Raw genomic sequence first — 25,506 nt, 5'->3', positions numbered from 1 at the left:
TCCCCGGTTTTTTCGTTTTGATACGGCGTTAACGGTGAGCCAATTCGACTTCGTCTTCGCTGTCCATCACGGTTTTGTCGGTTTGCTTCATCAGCTGGCTGGTGATGGTGCCCGCCGCCATGGATCCGTTGACGTTCAGCGCGGTACGGCCCATGTCGATCAGCGGTTCGACCGAGATCAGCAGCGCGACCAGCGTCACCGGCAGGCCCATCGCCGGCAGGACGATCAGCGCGGCGAAGGTGGCGCCGCCGCCCACGCCCGCCACGCCGGCGGAACTGAGAGTGACGATGCCGACCAGGGTGGCGATCCACACCGGATCCAGCGGGTTGATGCCGACGGTCGGCGCAACCATTACCGCCAGCATTGCCGGGTAGAGGCCCGCACAGCCGTTCTGGCCGATGGTGGCACCGAACGACGCCGAGAAGCTGGCGATGGATTCCGGCACGCCCAGGCGGCGGGTCTGCGCTTCCACGTTCAATGGAATGCTGGCGGCGCTGGAGCGGCTGGTGAAGGCGAAGGTGATCACCGGCCACACCTTGCGGAAGAACTTCATCGGGTTAACGCCGGTGAAGGCCAGCAGCACAGCGTGTACCACGAACATGATGGCCAGGCCGATGTACGAGGCCACCACGAAGCTGCCGAGCTTGACGATGTCGTGAATGTTGGAACCGGCGACCACTTTGGTCATCAGCGCCAGCACGCCGTACGGCGTCAGCTTCATGACCAGACGCACCAGCTTCATCACCCAGGCCTGCAGGGTGTCGATAGCCACCAGTACGCGCTCGCCTTTCGGCTTGTCGTCTTTCAGCAGCTGCAGCGACGCCACGCCGAGGAAGGTGGCGAAAATCACCACGCTGATGATTGACGTCGGGCTGGCCCCGGTCAGATCGGCGAACGGGTTTTTCGGGATGAACGACAGCACCATCTGCGGCACGGTCAGGTCGGCCAGTTTACCCACGTAGTTGGTCTGGATCGCCGTCAGGCGCGCGCTTTCCTGCGCGCCCTGCACCAGGCCTTCGGCGGTCAGGCCGAACAGGTTGGTGACCAGCACGCCCACCAGCGCCGAGATCAGCGTGGTGAACAGCAGCGTGCCGATAGTCAGAACGCTGATTTTGCCCAGAGAAGAGGCGTTGTGCAGCTTGGCCACCGCGCTCAGGATCGAGGCGAACACCAGCGGCATGACGATCATTTGCAGCAGCTGCACATAGCCGTTGCCGACGATGTTGAACCAGCTGATGGATTCTTTCAGTACCGGGTTGTCGGCGCCGTACACCAGCTGCAGGCCCAGGCCGAACACCACGCCGACCACCAGGCCGACCAGCACTTTTTTTGCCAGGCTCCATTGCTTGTGGCGGGTTTGCGCCAACAGCAACAGGAGCGCGACAAACACCAGCACGTTAATCACGAGCGGAAGATTCATCCCCAATGTCTCCAATAATCTTTCTTATAAAAACGACTACGCATCACGTATGTCGCGATGTAAATATCGTAACAGTTTGCCGAGTGGCCTACTTATATCCAAATGGAATTTGATATAGCTTTTTGTGTGTTTTTGTTCTTTTTATATACATAAAGGTGATGGGTTGAGCGGATTTTTGTGATCAGAGTTTGATATTTCTGATTTGCTCGACATAGGATTGCACCGGCAGGGTGAAATCACCTTGCCAACAGAGGGCAAACGCCACCAGGCACAGACACAGCACGCGCTCGAGCTGATTGCCTTTTTGCGAGTTGAGCAGCGGCAGGCGAAAACGCCAGCGGCACGGCCACAGCAGCGGAACGCCGGCGGGAGTGAGCATATCGGCCAGCAGATGACTGAAGTAGCCGATGATCATGGCGTGCAGCGCGTCGGCCGGGATCGGCCAGCTGCGCGGCACGTCCAGCTGGAACAGCGCCATGCCGCCGGCGATCGCCAGCAGGCTGTGGGTGAAGCCGCGGTGGCCGAAGGCGCGGGCGATGGGAATGGCGAGCCAGCGCAGACGCTGGCCCAGTACCGATTTGGGGTGATCGATGTCCGGCAGCAGCGAAGTCAGCAGCGCGGCGGGTATGATGTGCCACCAGTCGCCGGTAGCCAGCTCTGGCGTGACTTCCGCCTTCTTGGCGAAGATCGCGCAAGCGACAGAGAATATAAGGTGTCCTTCCGCGGTCATGCTGTTGCGATTCCGGCTGGTAAACTGTTAATTTATCCAGTATATGGGAAAATTCCCAGTAGTGGAAGCAGTTACCCTGTAACCAATTGTTTATTTTTCCCGGTTTTACAACGGCTTGTTACGGTAATGCGTAACAAATCATCGCTTTTGACGGGCGTGAACAAAAAGCGGGCAATGGGCGGTGCGGAACGCAGGGAAACAAGGGCGGTTTTCAGTGTGCGGCGGCGGGAGGAAGCGGCGGCCGCGAAGAGCGCTGCGTGGCAGTGACAACGTTCCGCGGACCGTCGCTTTCCCTGCCGCCCAGCATAATAACAACAGCATGCTGATTCAATAATAATGAAACGCTGTTTCGTTTGTTTTGCGGCACGGATCCCTTTTATGGCGCAGAACCGCAAAGTGAGGGCGCCGGTGGCCGGCGCCGCAGGTCAGGCAAAGTGGGCGGGGGTGAGCTGTTCCAGGGTATCCAACTGGTGGTCCGCCAGCGCCCAGCGCGGATCGTGGCGGTATTCGGCGGCCGGGATCACGATGGAGCGCATGCGCGCGGCCTTGGTGGCGATCATGCCGTTAAAGGAGTCTTCCAGCGTGATGCAGCGCAGCGGATCGCTGCCCAGACGTTCGGCGGCGATCAGGTAGACCTCCGGGTGCGGTTTGCTGTACGGCAGGTATTCGGCGGAAACCAGCTGATCGAAGTAACCTTCAAGATCGAACATTTTCAGCACCTGCTGTTGCATGTGCAGCGGCGAGGCGGAGGCGAGACCGATGTTCAGCCCCTGCTCGCGGCACAGTTCCAGCGCCTGCCGGACGCCCGGCAGCAGCGGGCGCGTCTCGTGCACCAGCTCGATGGCGCGTTCGATAATCCGTGCTGACACCTCATCGAGCGAAACCCCTTGCCACGGCATCGCCTGGTACCACATCTTCACCACCAGGTCGATGCGCAGCCCCAGGGTGTCCGGCAATTTGTGGCGATCGGACAGGTCCAGACCCAACGCGCCGAAGATATCCAGCTCGGCCTGCAGCCACAGCGGTTCCGAATCGATCAACAAGCCGTCCATATCAAAAATTGCGGTTTCAATGCGTTGCGAATAAGCCATTAACGGTTAACTCCTGCCGGCGCGGGTGAATGTCCCGCTACTGTAGCATTGCCGGCGGGCCGCTTCAAAACGGGGCGCTGCCGTTAAGGCGGCATGAACCGCGGGTAAACTGTTGATTTCGGCGAATTCGGCTAAGCTTGTAGCACAGCGGGAATGAAGAAAACGGTGGGCGAGTTTCGCCAACTGCGGGTAGACTTAGCCGATTCGGTTACGTCGCTAACAAGGGGAACACATGACGTATCAACAGGCCGGGCGTATCGCCATTTTGAAACGCATTCTCGGATGGGTGGTTTTTATCCCGGCGTTGCTGTCGACGCTGATTTCCGTGCTGGGCTTTATCTATCAGCACAGTGAAAAAACCAAGGGCATCAACGCGGTGATGCTGGATTTTGTCCACGTGATGGTGGACATGGTGCGTTTCAATACGCCGTTCCTGAACCTTTTCTGGTACAACTCGCCGGTGCCTGACGTGGATAAAAGCCTGTTCAGCGGCGCCAATCTGATGTTCATCATCATCTATATGCTGATCTTCGTCGGGCTGGCGCTGCAGGCTTCCGGTGCGCGCATGTCGCGCCAGGTCAAGTTCATCCGCGAAGGATTGGAAGACCAGATGATCCTGGAGCAGGCCAAGGGCAGCGAAGGGCATACGCGGCAACAGCTGGAGGCGCGCATCACGCTGCCGCACCACACCATCTTCCTGCAGTACTTCCCGCTGTATATCCTGCCGATCGTGATTGCGGTAATCGCCTGGTTCGTGATCCGCCTGTTGGGGCAGTTGGCCGGCTCGGCCTGAACCATGAACGGGGCGCCGAGCGGCGCCCCGGAAGGTTATGACGCTTCGGGCTGCAACAGCGCCTCCACCGCGCGTTGCGCCGCCACCAGATGCTGGCCGCCGAACAGGTTGCTGCGGTTGAGCAGGTAGTACAGCTGATACAGCGGCTGGCGCTCGATAAAGCCGGCCCCCAGCGGCCACACGCTCTGATAACCGTCGTAGATCTGCGGCGGCAGCTCCGGATACAGCGGGAGCATCGCCAAGTCGCACTCCCGGTCGCCCCAGTAGCTGGCCGGATCGAACAGGATCGGGCCGTGGGCGGTCATCGCGCAGTTGCCCGGCCACAGGTTACCGTGCAGCAGCGAAGGCTGCGGCTGGTGGTGCTGCAAGCGCAGATACACCCGATCGACAATGTCGTCGATGTCACCGAAGGTCATGCCTTTCTCCGCCGCCAGCTGCAGCTGCCAGCCGATGCGCTGCTCGGCGAAGAATTCCGACCAGCGGCGCTGCCAGGCGTTGGGCTGCGGGGTGGTGGTCAGATCGCTGTCGAAGTCGAGGCCGAACTGCGGTTGCTCACTCCACTGGTGCAGGTGCGCCAGCTGCTGGCCCAGACAGTAGGCGCCGTGGGCGTCGAGGGGTTTCAGCTGCTGATACTCCAGCAGCAGGAAGCTGTAATCGCGATCGCTGCCGACGCCGTACACTTCCGGCACCCGCACGCTTTTGCTGCGCGCCAGCAACGCCAGCTGATCGGCCTCGGCGGTGAATATCGGCAGTTGCTCACGGGCGTCGCATTTCACGAACACCTCGTTGTCACCGTAACTCACGCGCCACGCCGGGTGAATGTCGCCCCCGGGCAGTTCAATCCTTTCGCGTATCTCTGCGCTGCCAAGATGTTCACTTAACAGACGGCTAACGGCTTGCCACATGGTATTTCCCCCTCTGTGCTGCCTGATAATTCATTAGGTTAGCGTCTTTCCCGTGGTGAAAACACGACGCGGCGCACAGCCGGCGTCAAAGGCGGCGATTTTTTCAGCGCCTCGCCAGCTCAAAGTATATACCCTATTGATTAATTTAAGCGCAATACCGGTTGCAACTTGATGACAATGGCGCAATGAACAGGGGGAATACGATGCGGCGAGCAGAGAGCATCGCCGCATCAGGGGGGAATTAACCGCCGGTGAGGGCGGTTGGGTTACGCTGTAATGGGCGCAGCTTGCTGTACAACAAGGCGATAACGAACAGCACGGCCTGAACGATGACGATGCAGGGCCCGGTGGCGCCGTCGATGTGGAAGCTGATCAGGGTGCCGAGCACGCAGGAGAACACCGACACCACCGTCGCCACCATCAGCATGCGATCGAAGCGGCGGCACAGCATAAAGGCGATGATGCCGGGGGCGATCAGCATGGCGATCACCAAAATCACCCCCACGGCCTGCAGCGAGGCGACGATGGTCATCGCCAGCAGGCACAGCAACCCGTAGTGCAGCAGCTTGACCGGCAGGCCAATCACCCGCGCATGGTGCGGATCGAAGCAGTACAGCATGAAGTCTTTGCGCTTGAGCAGCACCACCGCCAGGGTGATGCCGGCGATCAGCAGGGTTTGCTTCAGCTCGCCGTCGGTAATGCCCAGCATGTTGCCGAACAGAATGTGGCTCAGGTGCTGGTCGGTGTCGATGCGCGAGAACAACACCAGGCCGAAGGCGAACATGCCGGAGAAGACGATGCCCATCACCGTGTCTTCTTTCACCCGGCTGTTCTCTTTCAGGTAGCCGGTGGCCACCGCGCAGAAGATGCCGGAGAGGAACGCGCCGATCGCCAGCGGGATGCCGACCACGAAAGCTACCACGATGCCGGGCAGCACCGCGTGCGAGATGGCGTCGCCCATCAGCGACCAGCCTTTGAGCACCAGATAGCAGGAGAGCACGGCGCACACCACGCCGGTGACGATGGCAGCGACGATCGCCCGCTGCATGAACGGGTAGGCGAAAGGTTCGCTGAGCAGTTGATACAGGGTGTCCATCAGCGGCCTCCGGTTTGCGAATGCGCCACGCGGCGCCGGGACGCCAGCAGGCCGTGTTTCGGCGCGAAGAAGAATGCCGCCAGGAACACCAGCGTTTGCAGGGTGACGATCACGCCCCCGGTGGCGCCGTCGAGGAAGAAGCTCAGGTAGGCGCCGATGCCGCTGGTCAGCGCGCCGATGATGATGGCGATGATCACCAGCCGGCTGAAGCGGTCGGTTAGCAGGTAGGCGGTGGCGCCCGGCGTGATCACCATGGCGATCACCAGAATGGCGCCGACGGTTTGCAGCGCGGCGACGGTGCAGGCGCTGAGCAGGGTGAAGAACAGGATCTTCAGCTTTAGCGGCGACAGGCCGATCGACACCGCGTGGCTTTCGTCGAAGAACACCGCCAGCAGGTCTTTCCACACCAGGCACAGGATCAGCAGCGAAACGCCGATGATAATCTCCACCTGCAGTACGTCTTCGTCGGCGATGCCGAGAATATTGCCGAAGATGATCGACTGCACGTTGACCGAGGTGGGGTTGAGCGACACGATCAGCAGGCCGACGGCGAAGAAGGTGGAGAAGATAAAGCCGATGATGGCGTCTTCGCGCAGCCGGGTGATGTGGCGCACCAGCGTCATCGCCAGCGCCGCCAGCATGCCGGTGAAGAAGGCGCCGGCGGCGTAGGGCAGGCCGAGGGCATAGGCGCCGGCTACGCCGGGCACCACCGAGTGCGACAGCGCATCGCCCATCAGCGACCACCCTTTCAACATCAGGTAGGCGGAGAGGAACGCGCAGGCGGCGCCGACGATGGCGCTGACCCAGATGGCCTTCACCATGTAGTTGTAACTGAAAGGTTGCAGCAGAAGCTCCAGCATCAGGATTGTTTCTCCCTGCTCTGGCTGTTGGTCGGCGGATCGCTCTTGGTGTGGCCGTAGAACACCGCAGGGCGTTCATCGTCGGTCAACACCGTGACGGTGCGCGGATCGTTGTCGTCGTGCAGGTCCGGGCCGGAGAGGTTGATATGGCGCAGCACGCCGCCGAACGCCAGCTCCAGATTGCTTTGGGTGAAGGTGGTTTCGGTCGGGCCGGCAGCCAATACCGTGCGGTTGATGAGGATCACCCGATCGCAGAACTCCGGCACGCTGCCGAGGTTATGCGTGGAGACCAGGATCAGGTGCCCCTCGTCGCGCAGCGCGCGCAGCAGCTCGATAATGGCGTTCTCGGTTTTTACGTCCACGCCGGTGAAGGGTTCGTCCAGCAGCAGCACCGTGCCCTGTTGCGCCAGGGCGCGCGCCAGAAACACGCGCTTCTTCTGGCCGCCGGACAGCTCGCCGATCTGGCGGCCGCGCAAATCGCTCAGGCCGACGCGCTCCAGCGCCTTGTCGACCCGCAGCCGATCCTCGCGCGAGGGAATGCGCAGGAAGTTCATCTTGCCGTAACGGCCCATCATCACCACGTCTTCCACCAGCACCGGGAAGTTCCAGTCGACGTCTTCGGTCTGCGGCACGTAGGCGATCAGGTTCTTTTTCAGCGCGTCCGCCACCGGTTTGTCGCTCAGCGACACCTGGCCGGCAGTGGGCCTGACCAGGCCCATGATGCTTTTGAACAGCGTCGATTTGCCGCTGCCGTTGACGCCGACCAGCGCGCAGATCGAACCGCCGCTCAGGGTAAAGCTGGCGTTGTGAATGGCGGTGTGCCCGTTGTTGTAGGTTACGGTGACATCGTCCACGTTCAATTCAGGGCGGACAAAGGGTTCATGGGTCATTGATCGAATCCTTTGGCGATGGTTTGCACGGTGGTGTTGAGCAGGTCGATATAGGTCGGCACCGGGCCATCGCGGGTGGACAGCGAATCCACGTACAGCACGCCGCCGTATTTGGCGCCGGTCTCTTTCGCCACCTGCTTGGCCGGCTTATCGGAAATGGTGCTCTCGCTGAACACCACCGGAATGTGGTGGGCGCGCACCGCGTCGATTACCCGGCGCACCTGCTGCGGCGAGCCTTGCTCATCGGCGTTGATCGGCCACAGATAAACTTCTTTCAGCTGGTAGTCCTGCGCCAGGTAGCTGAAGGCGCCTTCGCTGGTCACCAGCCAACGTTGTGCGGCCGGGATACGCGCCAGGCGTTCGCGCAGCGGGGCGTCCAGCGCGCCGATCTTCTCTGCGTAGGCCTTGGCGTTGCGGTTGTAGGTTTCTGCGTTGGCCGGATCGTGTTCCACCAGCGCCTTGCGGATGTTCTCGATGTAGACCAGCGCGTTGCTTGGCGACATCCAGGCATGCGGGTTCGGGTTGCCGTTGTACGGCCCTTCGCGGATCGGCAGTGGGGTGATGCCTTCGGTCACAACCGCCGCCGGCACCTGCTTGATGTTCTCGAAGAAACGCTGGAACCAGCGTTCCAGATTCATACCGTTCCACAGGATCAGGTCGGCGTGCTGCGCCTTGACGATATCGCGCGGGGTGGGCTGGTAGTCGTGGATCTCGGCGCCCGGTTTGGTGATGGATTCCACCACGGCGGCGTCACCCGCCACGTTCTGGGCGATGTCCTGAATGATGGTAAAGGTGGTCACCACGCGCAGCTTCTTTTCCGCCAGCGCGTGTGGGCTGGCCAAGGCGGTGCCGAGCAGCAAACAAAAGAGGGTGAAGGGGCGTAGCAATGCGGCAGCGCGGGGAAGGCGACTGCGATGAAAAACGCAATTTATCAATGACATGATGACGTCTCCTGGCTCAAATGAAAATGATTATCAATATCAATTGAAGCAAAGTCAAGCGTCACCTGCCCATCGCCGGCGGGGTATCTCTCCAACTGAAAAAAATAATACCGTTCGGAGAGTTATAGCATTTTATGTATCAGTATGTAACCGCTGAAGGTAGTCCTTACAGCTGCATATCGCCACCTCCGGCTGTTTTCCCAAGGCCAGTTGCCCGAACCCCTGCGCCAGCCGCTGTACATCCTCTTGATCCAGAACGGTTATAAACGCAAAACTGTTGCTGCCGAGTTCGTGGTGAACGCCATTCTCGTCTGTCACCGACGTGACAAAACCCTCCCGCGTCAATTGCCCGGTCAGCTTCGCCAGGTCGGTCAATCCCTCTTCCCGATAGCGAAAAGTCACCACAAAGCAGCTTGTTGCAGATTGACTCATAAATCACCTCTTGGTATATGGATAGCTTGAGATTAGTCCAAAAAATTACTGCAGGTGTCCTTACAAGTTGTATATGCTACGCAACTCATTGAAAGGAGTGAGGGATTCTGTGAAAACAAAAATAGGTTGCCTTACGGCAATTTTACTTTTGTCGGGGTGCGCCAAAGACCCGCAAACGGCAAGCAATATTTCAGGCAGTGGCACAACGCGCGGCGGTTGGTTAAAACCCCCTCCGCAGGCACCGGTAAACCGCACAGGCACGCCGGTTGTTTATAACGATTACATTCGTCAGGCCGCCAGCAACTATGGCGTCGATGAAACGCTGATTAAAGCGATTATTCAGGTGGAGTCCGGGTTTAACCCGAACGTGGTCAGCACCTCGAACGCAGTGGGATTGATGCAGCTTAAGGCTTCTACCGCCGGCCGCGACGCCTATCGCATGAAAGGACGAAGCGGGCAACCCAGCTCGCGAGAGCTGAAGGATCCGGCGGTCAATATTGATCTGGGAACGGCCTATATCAATATTCTTCAAAGCCAGCAGCTAGCCGGGATCAACAACCCACAGACTTTGCGTTATGCCACCATCGTTTCGTACGTGAACGGGGCGGGCGCCATGTTGCGCACCTTCTCCTCGGACAAGCGCGTGGCGGTCAATCGCATCAATCAGATGAGCCCGGATGAGTTTTATCAGCACATCCAGAAAAAGCACCCGGCACCGCAGGCGCCGCGCTATTTGTGGAAGGTGACCACCGCTTATCAGGCGATGTCGCCGTAGCCTCCCATCCTTCTTCAAATCGGCCGCTGAACGCGGCCGATTTTGTTTCCGGCGCCGTTTCAGCACGCGACCTACTTCTCATTTTTCGTTATTTCCTCGCTGCTTATCGGAAAAACCGCACAAAAAGTTAAATTTACGTTAGCAGATAAATCTTTACGTTCATTCAAGAGGTTACCGGTAACATTTTTGCTTTTGCACGCATTGTGACCTTCAATAAACATACAAATAAGTAACAAATTATTTTAAAAACCCGTATCGATCGCAAGGTTGCGGTTAAATAGTTGTGACTATCTTTGGATGGAATGTGACATGTCGAACCATAAAACCAACAATTCGCGGCGCGATTTCTTGTTGAAATCGATGACCTTAATTCCTGCGGCGGTAATTGGTGGCAGCGGCGTTGGCGCGCTGACGGCACCGACACCGGCGGTCGCGGCCTCGAACACCTCAACGCAGAACGATTACCAACCGACCTTCTTTACCCCGGAAGAGTGGGCCTTCATCAAGGCCGCCGTTGCGCGCCTGATCCCGGCCGACGAGCGCGGCCCCGGCGCACTGGAAGCCGGCGTGCCGGAGTTTATCGATCGCCAGATGAATACCCCGTACGCTACCGGTTCCATCTGGTACATGCAGGGGCCGTTCAACCCCGACGTGCCGAAGGAGATGGGCTATCAGTTGCCCTTGGTGCCCAAGCAAATCTACAACCTCGGCATCAGTGACGCCGACGCCTACAGCAAGAAAACCGCCGGCAAGCCTTTCGCCGAACTGGATGGTGCGCAGCAAGACGCCATGCTGCAAAAGTTTGAGTCCGGCGAGGCGGAGTTCCAGCAGCTGCCGTCGAAACTGTTCTTCTCCTATCTGTTGCAAAACACCCGCGAAGGTTTCTTCAGCGATCCTATCCATGGCGGCAACAAAGACATGGTCGGCTGGAAGCTGATTAATTTTCCGGGCGCGCGCGCCGATTTTATGGACTGGGTTGAGCGAGGGGAGCGTTATCCCTTCCCACCGGTCTCGATTCGTGGGGAGAGGGGCTAATCATGGCAACGGTAATGAAAAAAGTAGATGCGGTGATCGTCGGCTTCGGCTGGGTGGGCGCGATCATGGCCAAAGAGCTGACCGAGGCCGGCCTCAACGTGGTGGCGCTGGAGCGCGGCCCGATGCGCGACACCTATCCGGACGGGTCTTATCCGCAGGTGATCGACGAGCTGACCTATAACATCCGCCGCAAGCTGTTCCAGGATCTGTCGAAAAGCACCGTCACCATTCGCCATAACAGCAGCCAGACCGCGGTGCCTTACCGCCAGCTGGCGGCGTTCCTGCCGGGCACCGGCGTCGGCGGCGCCGGCCTGCACTGGTCGGGCGTGCATTTCCGCGTCGATCCGATCGAACTGCGCATGCGCAGCCACTATGAAGAGCGCTACGGCAAAAACTTCATTCCGAAGGACATGACCATCCAAGACTTCGGCGTGACCTACGACGAGCTGGAACCGTTCTTCGACAAAGCGGAGAAAGTGTTCGGCACCTCCGGCACCGCCTGGACCATCAAAGGGCAGAAAGTGGCGCAGAAGGGCGGCAACCGCTTTGCGGCGGATCGCTCCAGCGACTTCCCGCTGCCGGCGCAGAAAAATACCTACTCCGCCCAGCTGTTCGAGAAAGCGGCGCTGGAGGTGGGTTATCACCCTTACAACCTGCCGTCCGCCAACACCTCGGACTCTTACACCAACCCGTACGGCGCGCAGATGGGCCCGTGCAACTTCTGCGGTTTCTGCAGCGGCTACGCCTGCTACATGTATTCCAAAGCTTCGCCGAACGTCAACATTCTGCCGGCGCTGCGCATGGAAAAACGCTTCGAGCTGCGCACCAACGCCAACGTGCTGAAGGTCAACCTGACCGACGACAAGTCCCGTGCCACCGGCGTGAACTACGTCGATGCACAGGGCCGCGAGATTGAACAGCCGGCCGATCTGGTGATCCTGGGCGCGTTCCAGTTCCATAACGTGCACCTGATGCTGCTGTCCGGCATCGGCAAGCCTTACGATCCGGTGACCGGCGAAGGTGTGGTCGGGCGCAACTTCGCCTACCAGAACATGACCACCATCAAGGCGTTCTTCGATAAAGACGTATTCACCAACCCGTTCATCGGCGCCGGCGGCAACGGCGTGGGCGTGGACGACTTCAACGCCGACAACTTCGACCATGCCAAAGAAGGCTTCGTCGGCGGTTCGCCGTTCTGGGTCAACCAGGCGGGCACCAAGCCGATCTCCGGCCTGCCGACGCCGCCGGGCACCCCGGCCTGGGGCAGCAAGTGGAAAGCGGCGGTGGCGGATGCCTATACCCACCACGTCTCGATGGACGCCCACGGCGCGCACCAGTCGTACCGCAACAACTATCTGGATCTCGATCCCAACTACAAAAACGTGTTTGGCCAGCCGCTGCTGCGCATGACGTTCGACTGGCAGGAAAACGACATCAAGATGGCGCAGTTCATGTACGACAAGATGGCGCCGATCGCCAAGGCGATGAACCCGAAACTGATCGCCGGTAGTCCGAAAAACGCCAACAGTCACTTCGATACCACCAGCTACCAGACCACCCACATGAACGGCGGCGCGGTGATGGGGGAAGATCCGAAGACCAGCGCGGTCAACCGCTATCTGCAGAGCTGGGACGTGCACAACGTGTTTTCGATCGGCGCATCGGCCTTCCCGCAGGGGCTGGGCTACAACCCGACCGGCACCGTGGCGGCGCTGGCTTACTGGTCTGCCCGCGCTATTCGCGAGCAGTATCTGAAAAACCCAGGCCCATTGGTGCAGGCATAAGGACGGCGAACGATGAAAGCATTTGTACCGGCACTGGTTCTCAGTGCAGTGAGTTTTTCCGTTTGGGCGCAGGACGCCACCGTCAGCAGCGAGCTTATCAAGCGCGGTGAATACCTGGCGCGCGCCGGCGACTGCGTGGCCTGCCACACCGACGGCAAGAGTGGCAAAACCTTCGCCGGCGGTCTGGCGATGGAGACGCCGATCGGCACCATCTACTCCACCAACATCACGCCGGACAAGAAAACCGGCATCGGCGATTACAGCTTCGAAGATTTCGACAACGCGGTGCGTAAGGGCGTAGCCAAAAACGGCAGTACCCTGTACCCGGCGATGCCGTACCCGTCGTTCGCGCTGGTGAAAGAGGACGACATGCGCGCCATGTACGCCTATTTCATGCACGGCGTGCAGCCGGTGGAGCAGGCCAACAAGGATTCCGACATCCCGTGGCCGCTGTCGATGCGCTGGCCGCTGAGCATCTGGCGCGGCATGTTCGCGCCGTCGCCGGCGGACTTCGTCGCCGACGCCAAGGCCGATCCGGTGATTGAGCGCGGCCGTTATCTGGTGGAAGGCCTGGGCCACTGCGGCGCATGCCATACCCCGCGCAGCATCACCATGCAGGAAAAAGCGCTGAGCAACAGCGAAAGTGACGACTATCTGTCCGGCAGCAACGCGCCGATCGACGGCTGGGTGGCTTCCAGCCTGCGCAGCGACCGTAAGGATGGTCTGGGCAGCTGGAGCGAAGCCGAGCTGACCGAGTTCCTGAAAACCGGCCGTAACGACAAGGCGATCGTGTTTGGTGGCATGAGCGACGTGGTGGAGCACAGCCTGCAATACCTGAGCGACGACGATCTGACCGCCATCGCACGCTACCTGAAATCGCTGCCGCCGAAAGACGACAAGCAGCAGGCGACTCCGATCGAAGACAGCGTGGCCAAGGATCTGTGGCGCGGTGACGACAGCAAGCCCGGCGCGGCGCTGTATGTCGATAACTGCGCGGCCTGCCACCGCACCGACGGCGTGGGCTACAAGCGCGCCTTCCCGTCGCTGAAGGGCAACCCGGTGGTGCAGACCGAGGACGCGACCTCGCTGATCCACATCGTGCTGACCGGCAACACTACGCCGGCGGTGCAGGGGGCGGTGTCCAACATCACCATGCCGCCGTTCGGCTGGCGTCTGAACGATCAGCAGGTGGCGGACGTGGTGAACTTCATCCGTACCAGCTGGGGCAACAGCGCCAAACCGGTGAGCGCCTCCGACGTGGCCAGCGTGCGTAAAGACCGCTCGATGATCCGCGACGAGCAGGAGATGGGCAGCGCCGAAGTGCCGGACCATCCGGACGCGAAGCAGTAAACCGCTTAAGGGCTCCGCAAGGGGCCCTTAGTTTTTTCTGTGCATGCCGTTTTTTTCAGCATTTCCTGTTCGCAAATCGTCCGTTCGGCCGATAAAACATAGACCCGCAGGGGATTTTTCATTATCCTTTGCCGTCCTTTCATCAGGCGTAAGTATGAAATATCGCTTTAATTCACTGATTACTATTAAAAAGTTCGCGGAGAAGGATATCCCGTTAGGCGCAATCGTTGGCGCCGCAGATTAAGGTAGACTGTCTCATGAGTACGATTTCTCCCGATTCAGGCACGCTGACGACCGCTCAGCCAGCCAAATGGAACAAAACCGACACCGTCTGGATGTTCGGTCTTTATGCCACCGCGGTGGGCGCAGGCACGCTGTTCTTGCCGATCAACGCCGGTTTGAACGGCCCGCTGGTGCTGCTGTTGATGGCGCTGTTCGCTTTCCCGCTGACCTATTTGCCGCACCGCGCGCTCAGCCGCTTCGTGCTGTCCGGCTCCAGCCGCGACGGCAATATTCACGATGTGGTGGTGGAACACTTCGGCGTGCTGGCCGGCAAAATCATCATGGTGCTGTATCTGATGGCGTTCTTCCCGATCGTGCTGGTGTACAGCATTTCGATCACCAACGCGCTGGACAGCTTCCTGATCCATCAGTTCCACGTGGCGCCGCTGCCGCGCATCTGGCTGAGCCTGGCGGTGGTGGTGGTGCTCAATCTGGTGCTGCTGCGTGGCAAAGACAGCATCGTGGCGGCGATGGGCATGCTGGTGTTCCCGCTGTTGGTGTTTCTGATGGGCATTTCGCTGTACTTGATGCCGAGCTGGAATACCGCCAACTTCGTTAATGGCCTGGCCGCTACCCGCTTCGACACGCCGGGGCTGTGGCATTCGCTGTGGCTGGCGGTGCCGGTGATGGTGTTCTCCTTCAGCCATGCGCCGATCATCTCTTCCTTCGCCTCGACCCAGAAGAGCCTGTATGGCGACAAGGCGGAACGCCGCTGCGCGCGCATCATGCGCTACAGCTATGTGCTGATCTGCGTCACCGTGCTGTTCTTCGTGTTCAGCTGCGTGCTGAGCCTGTCCCATGAAGACATGCAGCAGGCGAAAGACCAGAACATCACGGTGCTGACCACGCTGGCCAACAAGTTTTCCAACCCGTTGATCGCCTATCTCGGCCCGGTGATGGCGATGCTGGCGATGGCCAAATCCTATCTCGGCACCTCGCTGGGGGTGACGGAAGGGGCGACCAGCCTGATCGACGGCGTCACGCGCGCGGTCGGCAAGCCGCTCAGCTCGCGTATGACGCACCGCATCTCGGCGGTGTCGCTGTTTCTGCTCACCTGGGCGGCGACGGTGTGGAACCCGAGCGCGCTGCACATCATTGAAACCATCAGCGGCCCGCTGATTGCCGCCATCCTGTTCATTCTGCCGATGTACGCGGTGCGTGCGGTGCCGGCGATGCGCCAATACCGCGCGGCGAGCAACGTTTTCGTGCTGGTGATGGGCCTGATCGCGCTGTCGGCGCTGATCTACGGCCTGGTGTGATCCTCAGGGCGCGCCGCTTCCGGCGCGCCTCTCAAGCCCGCGTTACACATCCCTTTGCAATTAATCGCCGGGCAATACGGCGCTGCCTTTGATAATGCAAGCCATTCTCATGACTATTCCCTGGTTGAATTGTTACCAAGGAGCTTGGCGAAGTTTATCTACCCGGCGCAGTTCCCGGGTCTGGATCCGGCCAAGACCTACAGCGAGATCGTCAGCCGCTTTACCGAAGTGCCGGAAGGCAAGGGCATTTTGGGCGCGCAGGCGCCGGCGGGGAAATAACGGCAACGGGCGCGACCATCGCGCCCGTCCTTGGGAATCAGGCGGCAGGCGTATAGGTGGAGATAATCTCCAGCACGCCGTTGATGATGAACTGTACCCCCATGCACACCAGCAGGAAGCCCATCAGGCGCGAGATCGCCTCGATGCCGCTTTTTCCCACCAGGCGCATGATGGCGCCGGAACTGAGCAGGCAGCCCCACAGGATCACCGCCACCGTCAGGAAGATGGCGACCGGCGCCACGGCCAGCACCCAGGGTTCAAAACCCAGCGTGTTCGCTTTGACGCTCGACGCCGAGCTGATGATCATCGCGATGGTGCCCGGCCCGGCGGTGCTGGGCATCGCCAGCGGCACGAAGGCGATGTTGGCCGACGTTTTATGGCGCAGCTCGTGCGACTTGCTCTCCACCTCCGGTGCCTCTTCGGGGCTCTGCTGCGGGAACAACATGCGGAAACCGATAAAGGCGACGATCAGGCCGCCGGCGATGCGCAGGCCGGGGATCGAAATGCCGAAGGTGTTCATCACCACCTGCCCGGCGTAAAACGCCACCGTCATGATGCAGAACACATAAACCGAGGCCATCAACGACTGCTGATTACGCTCTTCGCGCGTCATATTGCCGGACAACCCGAGCAGCAACGCCACCGTGGTCAGCGGGTTGGCCAGCGGCAACAGCAGCACCAAACCCAGTCCGATGGCCTGGAATAACTGCAAAATACCCGTCATAAAAAACTCCCAGTGCAACGTTCAAGCCGCCAGGCGGCGGCTCATGAGCTGAACAGCCTAGCCTGCCGTGTGCCTGGCGGCAATGGGCATAGCTCGGAAGGTTAACCGTCGGCCTGGGCATCCAGCGCGTTATCGGCGGGAGCATCGTCTTCGCTGCCGCACTCGCCGGTGGGTTCAGTTTCATCCTCACATTCCAGCGGCGCTTCGTTGACCGCAATCGCCCGCGGCACCGAACGCGCGCCAAAATGTACCAGCCCATACAGCGTCGCCAATACCGCGCACACCACGACGAGGACTGCAAGTAACCGGTTCATATTCTGCATAGATCTCGGTGGGAACAGACTGGTTTCAGAATAGCGGCTGCTTGCGGAGATCGCCAAGTGGGGCGAACATTTCGCCGTTCAGTGATGCCAAATCAGGCGCCGCTCGGAAAGTGCGCGATATTTTTGTGTTTTATGGCCTTTTTCGCCGCAGTTGGCCGGTGAAGGCCGACGTTTCGCACCAATTGCTACACGCCGCAGGCTCAGCTGCCTACCATAGGCGCGCTTCAAAACGATAATGAGACTGACTATGCAAGACGAACTGAAACTTTTACTGGGGAAAATCGGCGCGTTCGCGCTTTCGGCCGCTTTTTTGGCGGCCTTGGTCGGCCTGGTGTTTATCGACGTGCACTGGCTGCACAACTTCGTGCATGAAACCTCACTGACCGAAGCGGCGCAGGAACTGTTGCTGCTCGCCATCGCCGGCGGTTTCTTCGCCGCGGCCTGGCGACAGGCTGAACGCCGTTCCGCCTGGATGCTGATTGGCGGCTTCTTTCTCTGCATGCTTATCCGCGAGATGGATTTCGCTTTCGATGCGCTGTGGCACGGCGCGTGGGTGTGGTTCGCGCTGGCGGTCGCCCTGGCCTGCCTGTGGCATGCCGGCAGGCACATCGCGGCGACGGTGCGCGGCCTGGCCGCTTTCGTGACGCATCCCGGCTACGGCATGATGTGCGCGGGCCTGCTGTGCATTCTGGTGTTTTCACGCCTGTTCGGCATGAGCGCGCTGTGGCAAACGCTGATGCTGGACGGCTATAACCGGGTAGTGAAAAACATGGTGGAAGAGGGCTGTGAACTGCTGGGCTACGGCCTGTGCCTGCTGGCCACCCTGAGCTACATGAAAACCGTTTTCGCGCCGGATGACGTGAAAGCGTGAGGGCGGCGCTTTATTTATCCGGAACAATTTTAGTGATACTATTCGCTTAGCCGAATGCGGCTGAGAAGGTATGCGTTCCATTCTGTATACCCAGTGAGGTTTCAATCTGGCAATTGTGGGCGAGATCTGAAACCTGGCTGACCAAACCCAAAACCCAATTTTCGTACTGCATGTGATCTGTCGTGTGGGTCACCACTGTAGATAAGGAATTATTAATGCCTGTTATTACTCTTCCTGACGGTAGTCAGCGTCATTTCGACCACCCCGTTTCCCCGATGGATGTCGCGCGCGATATCGGCCCTGGCCTGGCGAAAGCCTGTATTGCCGGCCGCGTCAACGGCGAGCTGGTTGATGCCGGCGATCTGATCGAATCAGATGCGCAGCTGGCCATCATCACCATCAAGGATGAAGACGGTCTGGAAATCATGCGCCACTCCTGCGCGCACCTGCTGGGTCATGCGATCAAGCAGCTGTGGCCGGATACCAAAATGGCGATCGGTCCGGTGATCGACAACGGTTTCTATTATGACGTGGATATCGAGCGCACCCTGACGCAGGAAGACCTGGATCTGCTGGAAAAGCGGATGCACGAGTTGGCCGATAAGGATTACGACGTCATCAAGAAGAAGGTCAGCTGGCAAGAAGCCCGCGACACCTTCGCTGAGCGCGGCGAAGTCTACAAAGTGGCGATCCTGGATGAGAACATCAGCCATGACGATCGTCCTGGCCTGTATCACCACGAAGAATACGTCGACATGTGCCGCGGCCCGCACGTGCCGAACATGCGTTTCTGCCACCATTTCAAGCTGCAGAAAACCTCCGGCGCTTACTGGCGCGGCGACAGCAAAAACAAAATGCTGCAGCGTATCTACGGTACCGCCTGGGCAGACAAGAAGCAGCTGAACGCCTACCTGCAGCGCCTGGAAGAAGCGGCCAAGCGCGATCACCGCAAGATCGGCAAACAGCTCGACCTGTATCACATGCAGGAAGAAGCGCCGGGCATGGTGTTCTGGCACAACGACGGTTGGACTATCTTCCGCGAGCTGGAAGCCTTCGTGCGCATGAAGCTCAAAGAGTACCAGTACCAGGAAGTGAAAGGTCCGTTCATGATGGACCGCGTGCTGTGGGAAAAAACCGGCCACTGGGAAAACTACAAAGACGCCATGTTCACCACCGCGTCGGAAAACCGCGAATACTGCATCAAGCCGATGAACTGCCCGGGTCACGTGCAGATCTTCAACCAGGGCCTGAAGTCGTACCGCGATTTGCCGCTGCGCATGGGCGAGTTCGGCAGCTGTCACCGCAACGAGCCTTCGGGTTCCCTGCACGGCCTGATGCGCGTGCGCGGTTTCACGCAGGATGACGCCCACATCTTCTGTACCGAAGAGCAGGTGCGCGCCGAAGTGAACGAATGTATCCGCATGGTGTATGACGTGTACGGCACTTTCGGCTTCGACAAGATCGCCGTCAAGCTGTCTACTCGCCCGGAAAAACGCATCGGCACCGACGATATGTGGACCCGCGCGGAAGAAGACTTGGCCGCTGCGCTGACCGAAAACGGCATTCCGTTTGAATATCAGCCGGGCGAGGGCGCCTTCTACGGACCGAAAATTGAATTTACCCTGCATGATTGTTTGGATCGCGCATGGCAATGTGGTACCGTGCAGCTCGATTTCTTCTTGCCGGGCCGTTTGGGCGCCTCGTACGTTGGCGAAAACAACGATCGCGTCGTGCCGGTAATGATTCACCGCGCCATTTTGGGCTCCATGGAACGCTTCATCGGTATCCTGACCGAAGAATACGCCGGGTTCTACCCGACCTGGATCGCCCCGGTGCAGGTGGTGGTGATGAATATCACCGACAGCCAGTCTGATTACGTCCAGCAATTGACCAAAAAACTGCAGGATGCAGGTATTCGCGTCAAAGCGGACTTGAGAAATGAGAAGATTGGCTTTAAAATTCGCGAACATACTTTACGTCGAGTCCCTTACATGTTGGTGTGCGGCGACAAAGAGGTCGAAGCGGGCAAAGTTGCCGTTCGTACCCGCCGTGGCAAAGACCTGGGAAGCCTGGACGTAAACGAAGTCGTAGACAAGCTGCTGAAAGAGATTCGCAGCCGTAGTCTTCATCAACTGGAGGAATAAAGTATTAAAGGCGGAAAACGAGTTCAACCGGCGCGTCCTAATCGCATTAACAGAGAAATTCGCGCGCAAGAAGTTCGCCTAACCGGCGTCGATGGCGAGCAGATTGGTATCGTCAGTCTGAATGAAGCTCTTGAAAAAGCTGAGGAAGCGGGCGTTGATTTAGTAGAAATCAGCCCAAATGCCGAACCGCCAGTTTGCCGAATCATGGATTACGGCAAATTCCTCTACGAGAAGAGCAAGTCGACGAAAGAACAGAAGAAGAAGCAAAAAGTTATTCAGGTCAAGGAAATCAAATTCCGTCCTGGCACCGATGATGGCGACTATCAGGTCAAACTACGCAACCTGATTCGCTTTCTGGAAGATGGCGATAAAGCCAAAATCACCCTGCGTTTCCGCGGGCGTGAGATGGCGCACCAGCAGATCGGTATGGAAGTGCTTAACCGCGTCCGTAAAGACCTGTGTGAAGATATGGATCTGGCAGTGGTCGAATCCTTCCCTACGAAGATCGAAGGCCGCCAGATGATTATGGTGCTCGCTCCTAAGAAGAAACAGTAAGGCTTACAAGTAATGGAACCCGCGCGGCGCTTGCGCTGTGTGGGTTTTATTCGCCCAACTGATTCGTTGTTTAACAATGCGAAGTGGATTTAATTAAAATGCCAAAGATTAAAACTGTACGTGGTGCAGCCAAGCGCTTCAAAAAAACCGGCAGCGGTGGTTTTAAGCGTAAACATGCCAACCTGCGTCATATTCTGACCAAAAAAGCAACCAAGCGTAAACGTCACCTGCGTCCGAAAGGCATGGTGTCTAAAAACGATCTGGTCCTGGTTACCGCGTGCCTGCCGTACGCATAAGCCATTTTTTTTTGAATTTAGAATAAGACTTTAGGAGAGAGCATATGGCTCGCGTAAAACGTGGTGTAATTGCACGCGCACGTCACAAGAAAATCATGAAGCAGGCGAAAGGTTACTACGGTGCCCGTTCGCGCGTATATCGTGTTGCCTTCCAGGCAGTAATCAAAGCAGGTCAGTACGCTTACCGTGACCGTCGTCAACGTAAGCGTCAGTTCCGTCAGCTGTGGATTGCACGTATCAACGCAGCTGCTCGTCAGAACGGTCTGTCTTACAGCAAGTTCATCAACGGCTTGAAAAAAGCGTCGATCGAAATTGACCGTAAGATCCTGGCTGACATCGCAGTCTTCGACAAAGTGGCCTTCGGCGCACTGGTTGAGAAAGCGAAAGCAGCTCTGGCGTAAGTCAGTAGAAGAGGGAGCTTGCTCCCTCTTTTAATCTTTGTTTTCAGCGACAAATATTGACTTTTATTGGCCGCCGCTATATCACTGGTGGGCAATCATCGACAAGGTACCGCAATCATGCACGCAGCTATTTTTCGTTTCTTTTTTTACTTTAGCGCCTGACTTCAGGAGGCTTTGCGCGTAAGAAAAGAAACGAAAAGTAGCGCCTAAGCCTCCCTCGTGGAGGCTTTTTTGTTTTTGGCCATCGTCCCGCCTTGCAAAGCGTTGCGGTGAGAACGGCAGGTATTCAGCGAGTGTGCCTCGCAGGAGCGCCGTCCGGCCGGCAACGTATTGAAAAGTCTTTGAAGATCGGACAAAGGCGTGGTCGAATAATAGATAACAATTACTTAGGGCCATCCCGGCCAGAGGAAGAGGAAAGCAATGCCACATCTCGCAGAGCTGGTTGCCAATGCCAAGGCAGCCGTAGAAGATGCCCAGGATGTTGCCGCGTTAGATTTGGTGCGCGTCGAATATTTTGGCAAGAAAGGTCATTTCACCTTGCAGATGCAGTCTTTGCGCGACGTACCGGCGGAAGACCGTCCGGCGGCCGGCGCGGTGATTAACCAGGCCAAGCAAGAGGTGCAAGACGCCCTGAACGCGCGTAAGAACACGCTGGAAAGCGCCGCGCTGAACGCGCGTCTGGCGGCTGAAACCATCGACGTGTCCCTGCCGGGCCGTCGCATGGAGAACGGTGGCCTGCATCCGGTGACCCGCACCATCGACCGTATTGAAACCTTCTTCGGCGAGCTGGGCTTCTCCGTTGCCACCGGCCCGGAGATTGAGGACGATTACCATAACTTCGACGCGCTGAACATTCCAGGGCATCACCCGGCGCGCGCCGACCACGATACCTTCTGGTTCGACGCCACGCGTCTGCTGCGCACCCAGACTTCCGGCGTGCAGATCCGCACCATGAAGAACCAGCAGCCGCCGATCCGCATCATTGCGCCGGGCCGCGTTTATCGTAACGACTACGATCAGACGCACACCCCGATGTTCCACCAGATGGAAGGGCTGATCGTCGATAAAGACATCAGCTTCACCAACCTGAAGGGCACGCTGCACGATTTCCTGAACAACTTCTTTGAAGAAGACCTGCAGGTGCGTTTCCGTCCGTCCTACTTCCCGTTCACCGAGCCGTCCGCCGAAGTGGACGTGATGGGCAAGAACGGCAAATGGCTGGAAGTGCTGGGCTGCGGCATGGTGCATCCGAACGTGCTGCGCAACGTGGGCATCGATCCGGAAGTCTACTCCGGCTTCGCCTTCGGCATGGGCATGGAGCGCCTGACGATGCTGCGTTACGGCGTCACCGACCTGCGCGCATTCTTCGAAAACGATCTGCGTTTCCTCAAACAGTTTAAGTAAGGCGGGAATATCACATGAAATTCAGTGAACTCTGGTTGCGCGAGTGGGTAAACCCGGCCATCAGCAGCGAAGCATTATCCGATCAAATCACCATGGCCGGTCTGGAAGTGGACGGCGTGGATCCGGTTGCCGGCGCGTTTAACGGCGTCGTCGTGGGCGAAGTGGTCGAGTGCGGCCAACACCCGAACGCCGACAAACTGCGCGTCACCAAGGTCAACGTAGGCGGCGATCGCCTGCTCGACATCGTCTGTGGCGCACCTAACTGCCGTACCGGCCTGAAAGTGGCGGTCGCCACCGTGGGCGCGGTGCTGCCGGGCGATTTCAAAATCAAGGCCGCCAAACTGCGCGGCGAACCGTCGGAAGGCATGCTGTGCTCGTTCTCCGAGCTGGGCATTTCCGACGATCATGACGGTATCATTGAGCTGCCGCTGGATGCGCCGATCGGCACCGACATCCGCGACTATCTGAAACTGAACGACAACACCATCGAGATCAGCGTCACGCCGAACCGCGCCGATTGCCTGGGCATCATCGGCGTTGCGCGCGACGTGGGCGTACTGAACCAGGTCGCGCTGACCGAGCCGGACATGAGTCCGGTAGCTGCCACCATCGACGCCACGCTGCCGATCCGCGTTGACGCGCCGCAGGCGTGCCCACGCTATCTGGGCCGCGTCGTGAAAGGCATCGACGTCAAGGCGCCAACCCCGCTGTGGATGCGTGAAAAACTGCGCCGCTGCGGTATCCGTTCTATCGATGCCGTGGTAGACGTCACCAACTATGTACTGCTGGAGCTTGGCCAGCCGATGCACGCCTTCGATCTGAGCCGCATCGACGGCGGCATCGTGGTGCGCATGGCGGAAGAAGGGGAAACCCTGACGCTGCTGGATGGCAACGAAGCCAAACTGAACGCCGACACCTTAGTGATCGCCGATCATCAGAAAGCGTTGGCCATGGGCGGCATCTTCGGCGGCGAGCACTCCGGCGTCAACGGGGAAACCCGGGACGTGCTGCTGGAGTGCGCCTTCTTCAGCCCGCTGTCGATCACCGGCCGCGCACGCCGTCACGGCCTGCACACCGACGCTTCTCACCGCTATGAGCGCGGCGTCGATCCGGCGCTGCAGTATAAAGCGATGGAGCGCGCTACCCGCCTGCTGCTCGACATCTGCGGCGGCCAGGCCGGCCCGGTTATCGACGTGACCGATGAAAACGAACTGCCGAAGCGTGCCACTATCACGCTGCGCCGCGAGAAACTGGATCGCCTGATCGGTCACGTAGTGCCGAGCGAGCAGGTCAGCGACATTCTGCGCCGCCTGGGTTGCCAGGTGACCGAGCAGGGCGCCAGCTGGCAGGCGGTCGCGCCGAGCTGGCGTTTCGATATGGAGATCGAAGAAGATCTGGTGGAAGAAGTGGCGCGCGTTTACGGCTACGACAACATCCCGGACGTGCCGGTGCGTGCCGATCTGGTGATGACCCAGCATCGCGAGGCCGATCTGACGCTCAAGCGCGTGAAGACCATGCTGGTTGATCACGGCTACCAGGAAGCGATCACCTACAGCTTCGTCGATCCGAAAGTGCAGGCGTTGCTGCATCCGAATGAAGAAGCGCTGATCCTGCCGAGCCCGATTTCGGTCGAAATGTCGGCGATGCGCCTGTCGCTGTGGACCGGCTTGCTGTCTGCGGTGGTGTATAACCAGAACCGTCAGCAGACGCGTCTGCGCCTGTTCGAAAGCGGCCTGCGCTTTGTGCCTGATAGTGCGGCAGATCTGGGTATCCGTCAGGACGTCATGCTGGCAGGCGCGATCGCCGGCCATACGCACGATGAGCATTGGGATCTGGCGCGCAAGCCCGTCGACTTCTATGATTTAAAAGGGGATCTGGAGTCTGTTCTCGAGCTGACCGGTAAATTATCCGAAATTCAGTTCCGGGCGGAAGCCAACCCGGCCCTGCATCCAGGGCAAAGTGCGGCGATTTATTTGCACGGCGAACGCGTAGGGTTCATCGGTGTGGTTCACCCGGAACTTGAGCGTAAACTGGATCTTAACGGCCGCACCGTGGTGTTTGAACTGGAGTGGAACAAGCTTGCGAGCCGCGCCGTGCCTCAGGCGCGGGAGATTTCGCGCTTCCCGGCAAACCGCCGTGATATCGCCGTTGTGGTGGCTGAAAACGTCCCCGCAGAAGATATTTTGGCCGAGTGTAAGAAAGTTGGCGCAAATCAGGTAGTTGGCGTAAACTTGTTTGACGTGTACCGTGGCAAGGGCGTGGCAGAAGGTGACAAGAGCCTGGCTATCAGTCTGGTATTGCAGGATACCGCTCGTACACTGGAAGAAGAGGAGATAGCCGCTACCGTTGCAAAATGCGTAGAGGCTCTAAAACAGCGATTCCAAGCATCCTTGAGGGATTGAACCTATGGCGCTTACTAAAGCTGAAATGTCAGAACACCTGTTTGAGAAGCTTGGGCTTAGCAAACGGGACGCCAAAGACCTGGTGGAACTGTTCTTTGAAGAGGTCCGTCGGGCCCTTGAGAATGGCGAACAGGTAAAACTGTCGGGTTTTGGCAACTTTGATCTGCGTGACAAGAACCAACGTCCGGGGCGCAACCCGAAGACCGGCGAAGACATTCCGATTACGGCGCGCCGCGTGGTGACCTTCCGTCCGGGGCAGAAGCTGAAAAGCCGGGTAGAAAACGCCAGCCCGAAAGGGTGAGTGACGTGACATCAAAAAAGGCCGCTTGCGCGGCCTTTTTCTTTGTGTGCCGGGCATGCTCAGCAGCTCGGGGGTGAAAGTCCCCTGTCCAGCCTGATGGTGGCGAAGGGCTAGTGAAGCGCAAGGGCGTCGTTGCGAGACGGGGTCTGAAGGAAGCGTGAAG

Annotated in this window: 26 protein-coding genes, 1 pseudogene and 1 other annotated feature; of the genes and pseudogenes, 16 read left to right on the top strand and 11 right to left on the bottom strand. The window is 58.9% G+C overall.

What is annotated here, in order from left to right:
- Positions 1-28: 28 nt before the first annotated feature.
- The 3 genes from M6G53_RS13900 to hxpB all read right to left on the bottom strand — a co-directional run bounded on the left by M6G53_RS13900 (position 29) and on the right by hxpB (position 3,241).
- On the bottom strand, positions 29-1,420 hold the full coding sequence (locus M6G53_RS13900; protein ID WP_253332242.1) for an L-cystine transporter: 1,392 nt from the start codon (positions 1,418-1,420) through the stop codon (positions 29-31).
- Between the two features lie 181 nt (positions 1,421-1,601).
- Positions 1,602-2,150, bottom strand: a complete 549-nt coding sequence (locus M6G53_RS13895) for a metal-dependent hydrolase (protein ID WP_253332241.1) — start codon at positions 2,148-2,150, stop codon at positions 1,602-1,604.
- Between the two features lie 425 nt (positions 2,151-2,575).
- Positions 2,576-3,241 (bottom strand): hexitol phosphatase HxpB, encoded by a 666-nt coding sequence (gene hxpB, locus M6G53_RS13890; RefSeq protein ID WP_253332238.1) that lies wholly within the window; start codon positions 3,239-3,241, stop codon positions 2,576-2,578.
- A gap of 232 nt (positions 3,242-3,473) precedes the next feature.
- Here hxpB and M6G53_RS13885 point away from each other — a divergent pair, with 232 nt between their 5' ends.
- Complete coding sequence (locus M6G53_RS13885; RefSeq protein ID WP_253332236.1) at positions 3,474-4,034, top strand: YniB family protein; 561 nt, start codon at positions 3,474-3,476, stop codon at positions 4,032-4,034.
- A gap of 35 nt (positions 4,035-4,069) precedes the next feature.
- Here the strand turns inward: M6G53_RS13885 and M6G53_RS13880 are convergent, their stop codons facing one another.
- The 6 genes from M6G53_RS13880 to ghoS all read right to left on the bottom strand — a co-directional run bounded on the left by M6G53_RS13880 (position 4,070) and on the right by ghoS (position 9,158).
- Positions 4,070-4,939, bottom strand: coding sequence for a fructosamine kinase family protein (locus tag M6G53_RS13880; RefSeq protein ID WP_004931452.1), 870 nt, complete (start codon positions 4,937-4,939; stop codon positions 4,070-4,072).
- A gap of 241 nt (positions 4,940-5,180) precedes the next feature.
- Complete coding sequence (locus tag M6G53_RS13875; RefSeq protein WP_253332234.1) at positions 5,181-6,035, bottom strand: metal ABC transporter permease; 855 nt, start codon at positions 6,033-6,035, stop codon at positions 5,181-5,183.
- On the bottom strand, positions 6,035-6,895 hold the full coding sequence (yfeC, locus tag M6G53_RS13870) for an iron/manganese ABC transporter permease subunit YfeC (protein ID WP_253332233.1): 861 nt from the start codon (positions 6,893-6,895) through the stop codon (positions 6,035-6,037). Before yfeC ends, M6G53_RS13875 begins: the two co-directional genes overlap by 1 nt.
- Positions 6,895-7,785 (bottom strand): manganese/iron ABC transporter ATP-binding protein, encoded by an 891-nt coding sequence (locus M6G53_RS13865; RefSeq protein WP_253332231.1) that lies wholly within the window; start codon positions 7,783-7,785, stop codon positions 6,895-6,897. The genes yfeC and M6G53_RS13865 overlap by 1 nt, the downstream gene beginning before the upstream one ends.
- Positions 7,782-8,726, bottom strand: a complete 945-nt coding sequence (locus M6G53_RS13860) for a metal ABC transporter substrate-binding protein (RefSeq protein ID WP_253332229.1) — start codon at positions 8,724-8,726, stop codon at positions 7,782-7,784. Before M6G53_RS13860 ends, M6G53_RS13865 begins: the two co-directional genes overlap by 4 nt.
- Before the next feature lie 132 nt (positions 8,727-8,858).
- Positions 8,859-9,158 carry a type V toxin-antitoxin system endoribonuclease antitoxin GhoS gene (gene ghoS / locus M6G53_RS13855; protein WP_253332227.1) on the bottom strand — a complete coding sequence of 100 codons (300 nt, stop codon included), beginning with the start codon at positions 9,156-9,158 and terminating at the stop codon, positions 8,859-8,861.
- A 109-nt stretch (positions 9,159-9,267) separates the two neighbouring features.
- Between ghoS and M6G53_RS13850 the strand changes: the two genes are divergently transcribed.
- From M6G53_RS13850 to M6G53_RS13825, 6 genes and pseudogenes are all read left to right on the top strand, one after another.
- Positions 9,268-9,933, top strand: coding sequence for a transglycosylase SLT domain-containing protein (locus M6G53_RS13850; protein WP_049295470.1), 666 nt, complete (start codon positions 9,268-9,270; stop codon positions 9,931-9,933).
- Between the two features lie 309 nt (positions 9,934-10,242).
- Positions 10,243-10,968 (top strand): gluconate 2-dehydrogenase subunit 3 family protein, encoded by a 726-nt coding sequence (locus M6G53_RS13845; RefSeq protein WP_049198584.1) that lies wholly within the window; start codon positions 10,243-10,245, stop codon positions 10,966-10,968.
- Positions 10,969-10,970: 2 nt separating this feature from the next.
- Entirely contained in the window at positions 10,971-12,752 is a 1,782-nt protein-coding gene (locus M6G53_RS13840) for a GMC family oxidoreductase (RefSeq protein ID WP_025302609.1), read from the top strand.
- Between the two features lie 12 nt (positions 12,753-12,764).
- On the top strand, positions 12,765-14,102 hold the full coding sequence (locus M6G53_RS13835) for a c-type cytochrome (protein WP_253332226.1): 1,338 nt from the start codon (positions 12,765-12,767) through the stop codon (positions 14,100-14,102).
- 257 nt (positions 14,103-14,359) lie between these two features.
- Positions 14,360-15,643: an SLC5/6 family protein gene (locus tag M6G53_RS13830; RefSeq protein ID WP_253332224.1), complete on the top strand. Its 1,284-nt coding sequence runs from the start codon at positions 14,360-14,362 to the stop codon at positions 15,641-15,643.
- Between the two features lie 138 nt (positions 15,644-15,781).
- A pseudogene (locus M6G53_RS13825) lies at positions 15,782-15,922 on the top strand (ABC transporter substrate-binding protein); the annotation flags it as partial.
- A 37-nt stretch (positions 15,923-15,959) separates the two neighbouring features.
- On the opposite strand, the gene M6G53_RS13820 reads toward M6G53_RS13825, so the two are convergent.
- Positions 15,960-16,646 carry a MarC family NAAT transporter gene (locus M6G53_RS13820; protein ID WP_038877591.1) on the bottom strand — a complete coding sequence of 229 codons (687 nt, stop codon included), beginning with the start codon at positions 16,644-16,646 and terminating at the stop codon, positions 15,960-15,962.
- A 101-nt stretch (positions 16,647-16,747) separates the two neighbouring features.
- Positions 16,748-16,969 carry a hypothetical protein gene (locus tag M6G53_RS13815; RefSeq protein ID WP_253332222.1) on the bottom strand — a complete coding sequence of 74 codons (222 nt, stop codon included), beginning with the start codon at positions 16,967-16,969 and terminating at the stop codon, positions 16,748-16,750.
- A gap of 247 nt (positions 16,970-17,216) precedes the next feature.
- On the opposite strand from M6G53_RS13815, the gene M6G53_RS13810 reads away from it, so the two are divergent.
- The 9 genes from M6G53_RS13810 to ihfA all read left to right on the top strand — a co-directional run bounded on the left by M6G53_RS13810 (position 17,217) and on the right by ihfA (position 25,343).
- Positions 17,217-17,840 carry a hypothetical protein gene (locus tag M6G53_RS13810; RefSeq protein ID WP_253332221.1) on the top strand — a complete coding sequence of 208 codons (624 nt, stop codon included), beginning with the start codon at positions 17,217-17,219 and terminating at the stop codon, positions 17,838-17,840.
- 215 nt (positions 17,841-18,055) lie between these two features.
- Positions 18,056-19,984 (top strand): threonine--tRNA ligase, encoded by a 1,929-nt coding sequence (gene thrS, locus M6G53_RS13805; RefSeq protein ID WP_253332219.1) that lies wholly within the window; start codon positions 18,056-18,058, stop codon positions 19,982-19,984.
- A 3-nt stretch (positions 19,985-19,987) separates the two neighbouring features.
- Entirely contained in the window at positions 19,988-20,539 is a 552-nt protein-coding gene (gene infC / locus M6G53_RS13800) for a translation initiation factor IF-3 (RefSeq protein WP_048233542.1), read from the top strand.
- Positions 20,540-20,637: 98 nt separating this feature from the next.
- Positions 20,638-20,835 (top strand): 50S ribosomal protein L35, encoded by a 198-nt coding sequence (gene rpmI / locus M6G53_RS13795; RefSeq protein WP_004931418.1) that lies wholly within the window; start codon positions 20,638-20,640, stop codon positions 20,833-20,835.
- A 44-nt stretch (positions 20,836-20,879) separates the two neighbouring features.
- The gene (gene rplT / locus M6G53_RS13790) at positions 20,880-21,236 is read left to right on the top strand and encodes a 50S ribosomal protein L20 (RefSeq protein ID WP_004931417.1); all 357 of its coding nucleotides are present in this window, start codon (positions 20,880-20,882) and stop codon (positions 21,234-21,236) included.
- 113 nt (positions 21,237-21,349) lie between these two features.
- Positions 21,350-21,472: a sequence feature (Phe leader region), on the top strand.
- A complete protein-coding gene (pheM, locus tag M6G53_RS13785) occupies positions 21,354-21,398 on the top strand; it encodes a pheST operon leader peptide PheM (RefSeq protein ID WP_121626058.1) in 45 nt (14 codons plus the stop codon). Its footprint overlaps the feature before it by 45 nt.
- A gap of 184 nt (positions 21,473-21,656) precedes the next feature.
- Positions 21,657-22,640, top strand: a complete 984-nt coding sequence (gene pheS / locus M6G53_RS13780) for a phenylalanine--tRNA ligase subunit alpha (RefSeq protein ID WP_025159697.1) — start codon at positions 21,657-21,659, stop codon at positions 22,638-22,640.
- 14 nt (positions 22,641-22,654) lie between these two features.
- Positions 22,655-25,042 (top strand): phenylalanine--tRNA ligase subunit beta, encoded by a 2,388-nt coding sequence (gene pheT, locus M6G53_RS13775; RefSeq protein ID WP_253332217.1) that lies wholly within the window; start codon positions 22,655-22,657, stop codon positions 25,040-25,042.
- Between the two features lie 4 nt (positions 25,043-25,046).
- The gene (gene ihfA, locus M6G53_RS13770; RefSeq protein WP_004931414.1) at positions 25,047-25,343 is read left to right on the top strand and encodes an integration host factor subunit alpha; all 297 of its coding nucleotides are present in this window, start codon (positions 25,047-25,049) and stop codon (positions 25,341-25,343) included.
- Positions 25,344-25,506 lie beyond the last annotated feature (163 nt).

This window comes from Serratia nevei (assembly GCF_024160145.1).
In the GTDB taxonomy this organism is placed as follows: domain Bacteria; phylum Pseudomonadota; class Gammaproteobacteria; order Enterobacterales; family Enterobacteriaceae; genus Serratia; species Serratia nevei_A.
The sequence above is the reverse complement of the archived record's forward strand: the minus strand, read 5'-3'. Positions and strand labels throughout refer to the sequence as shown.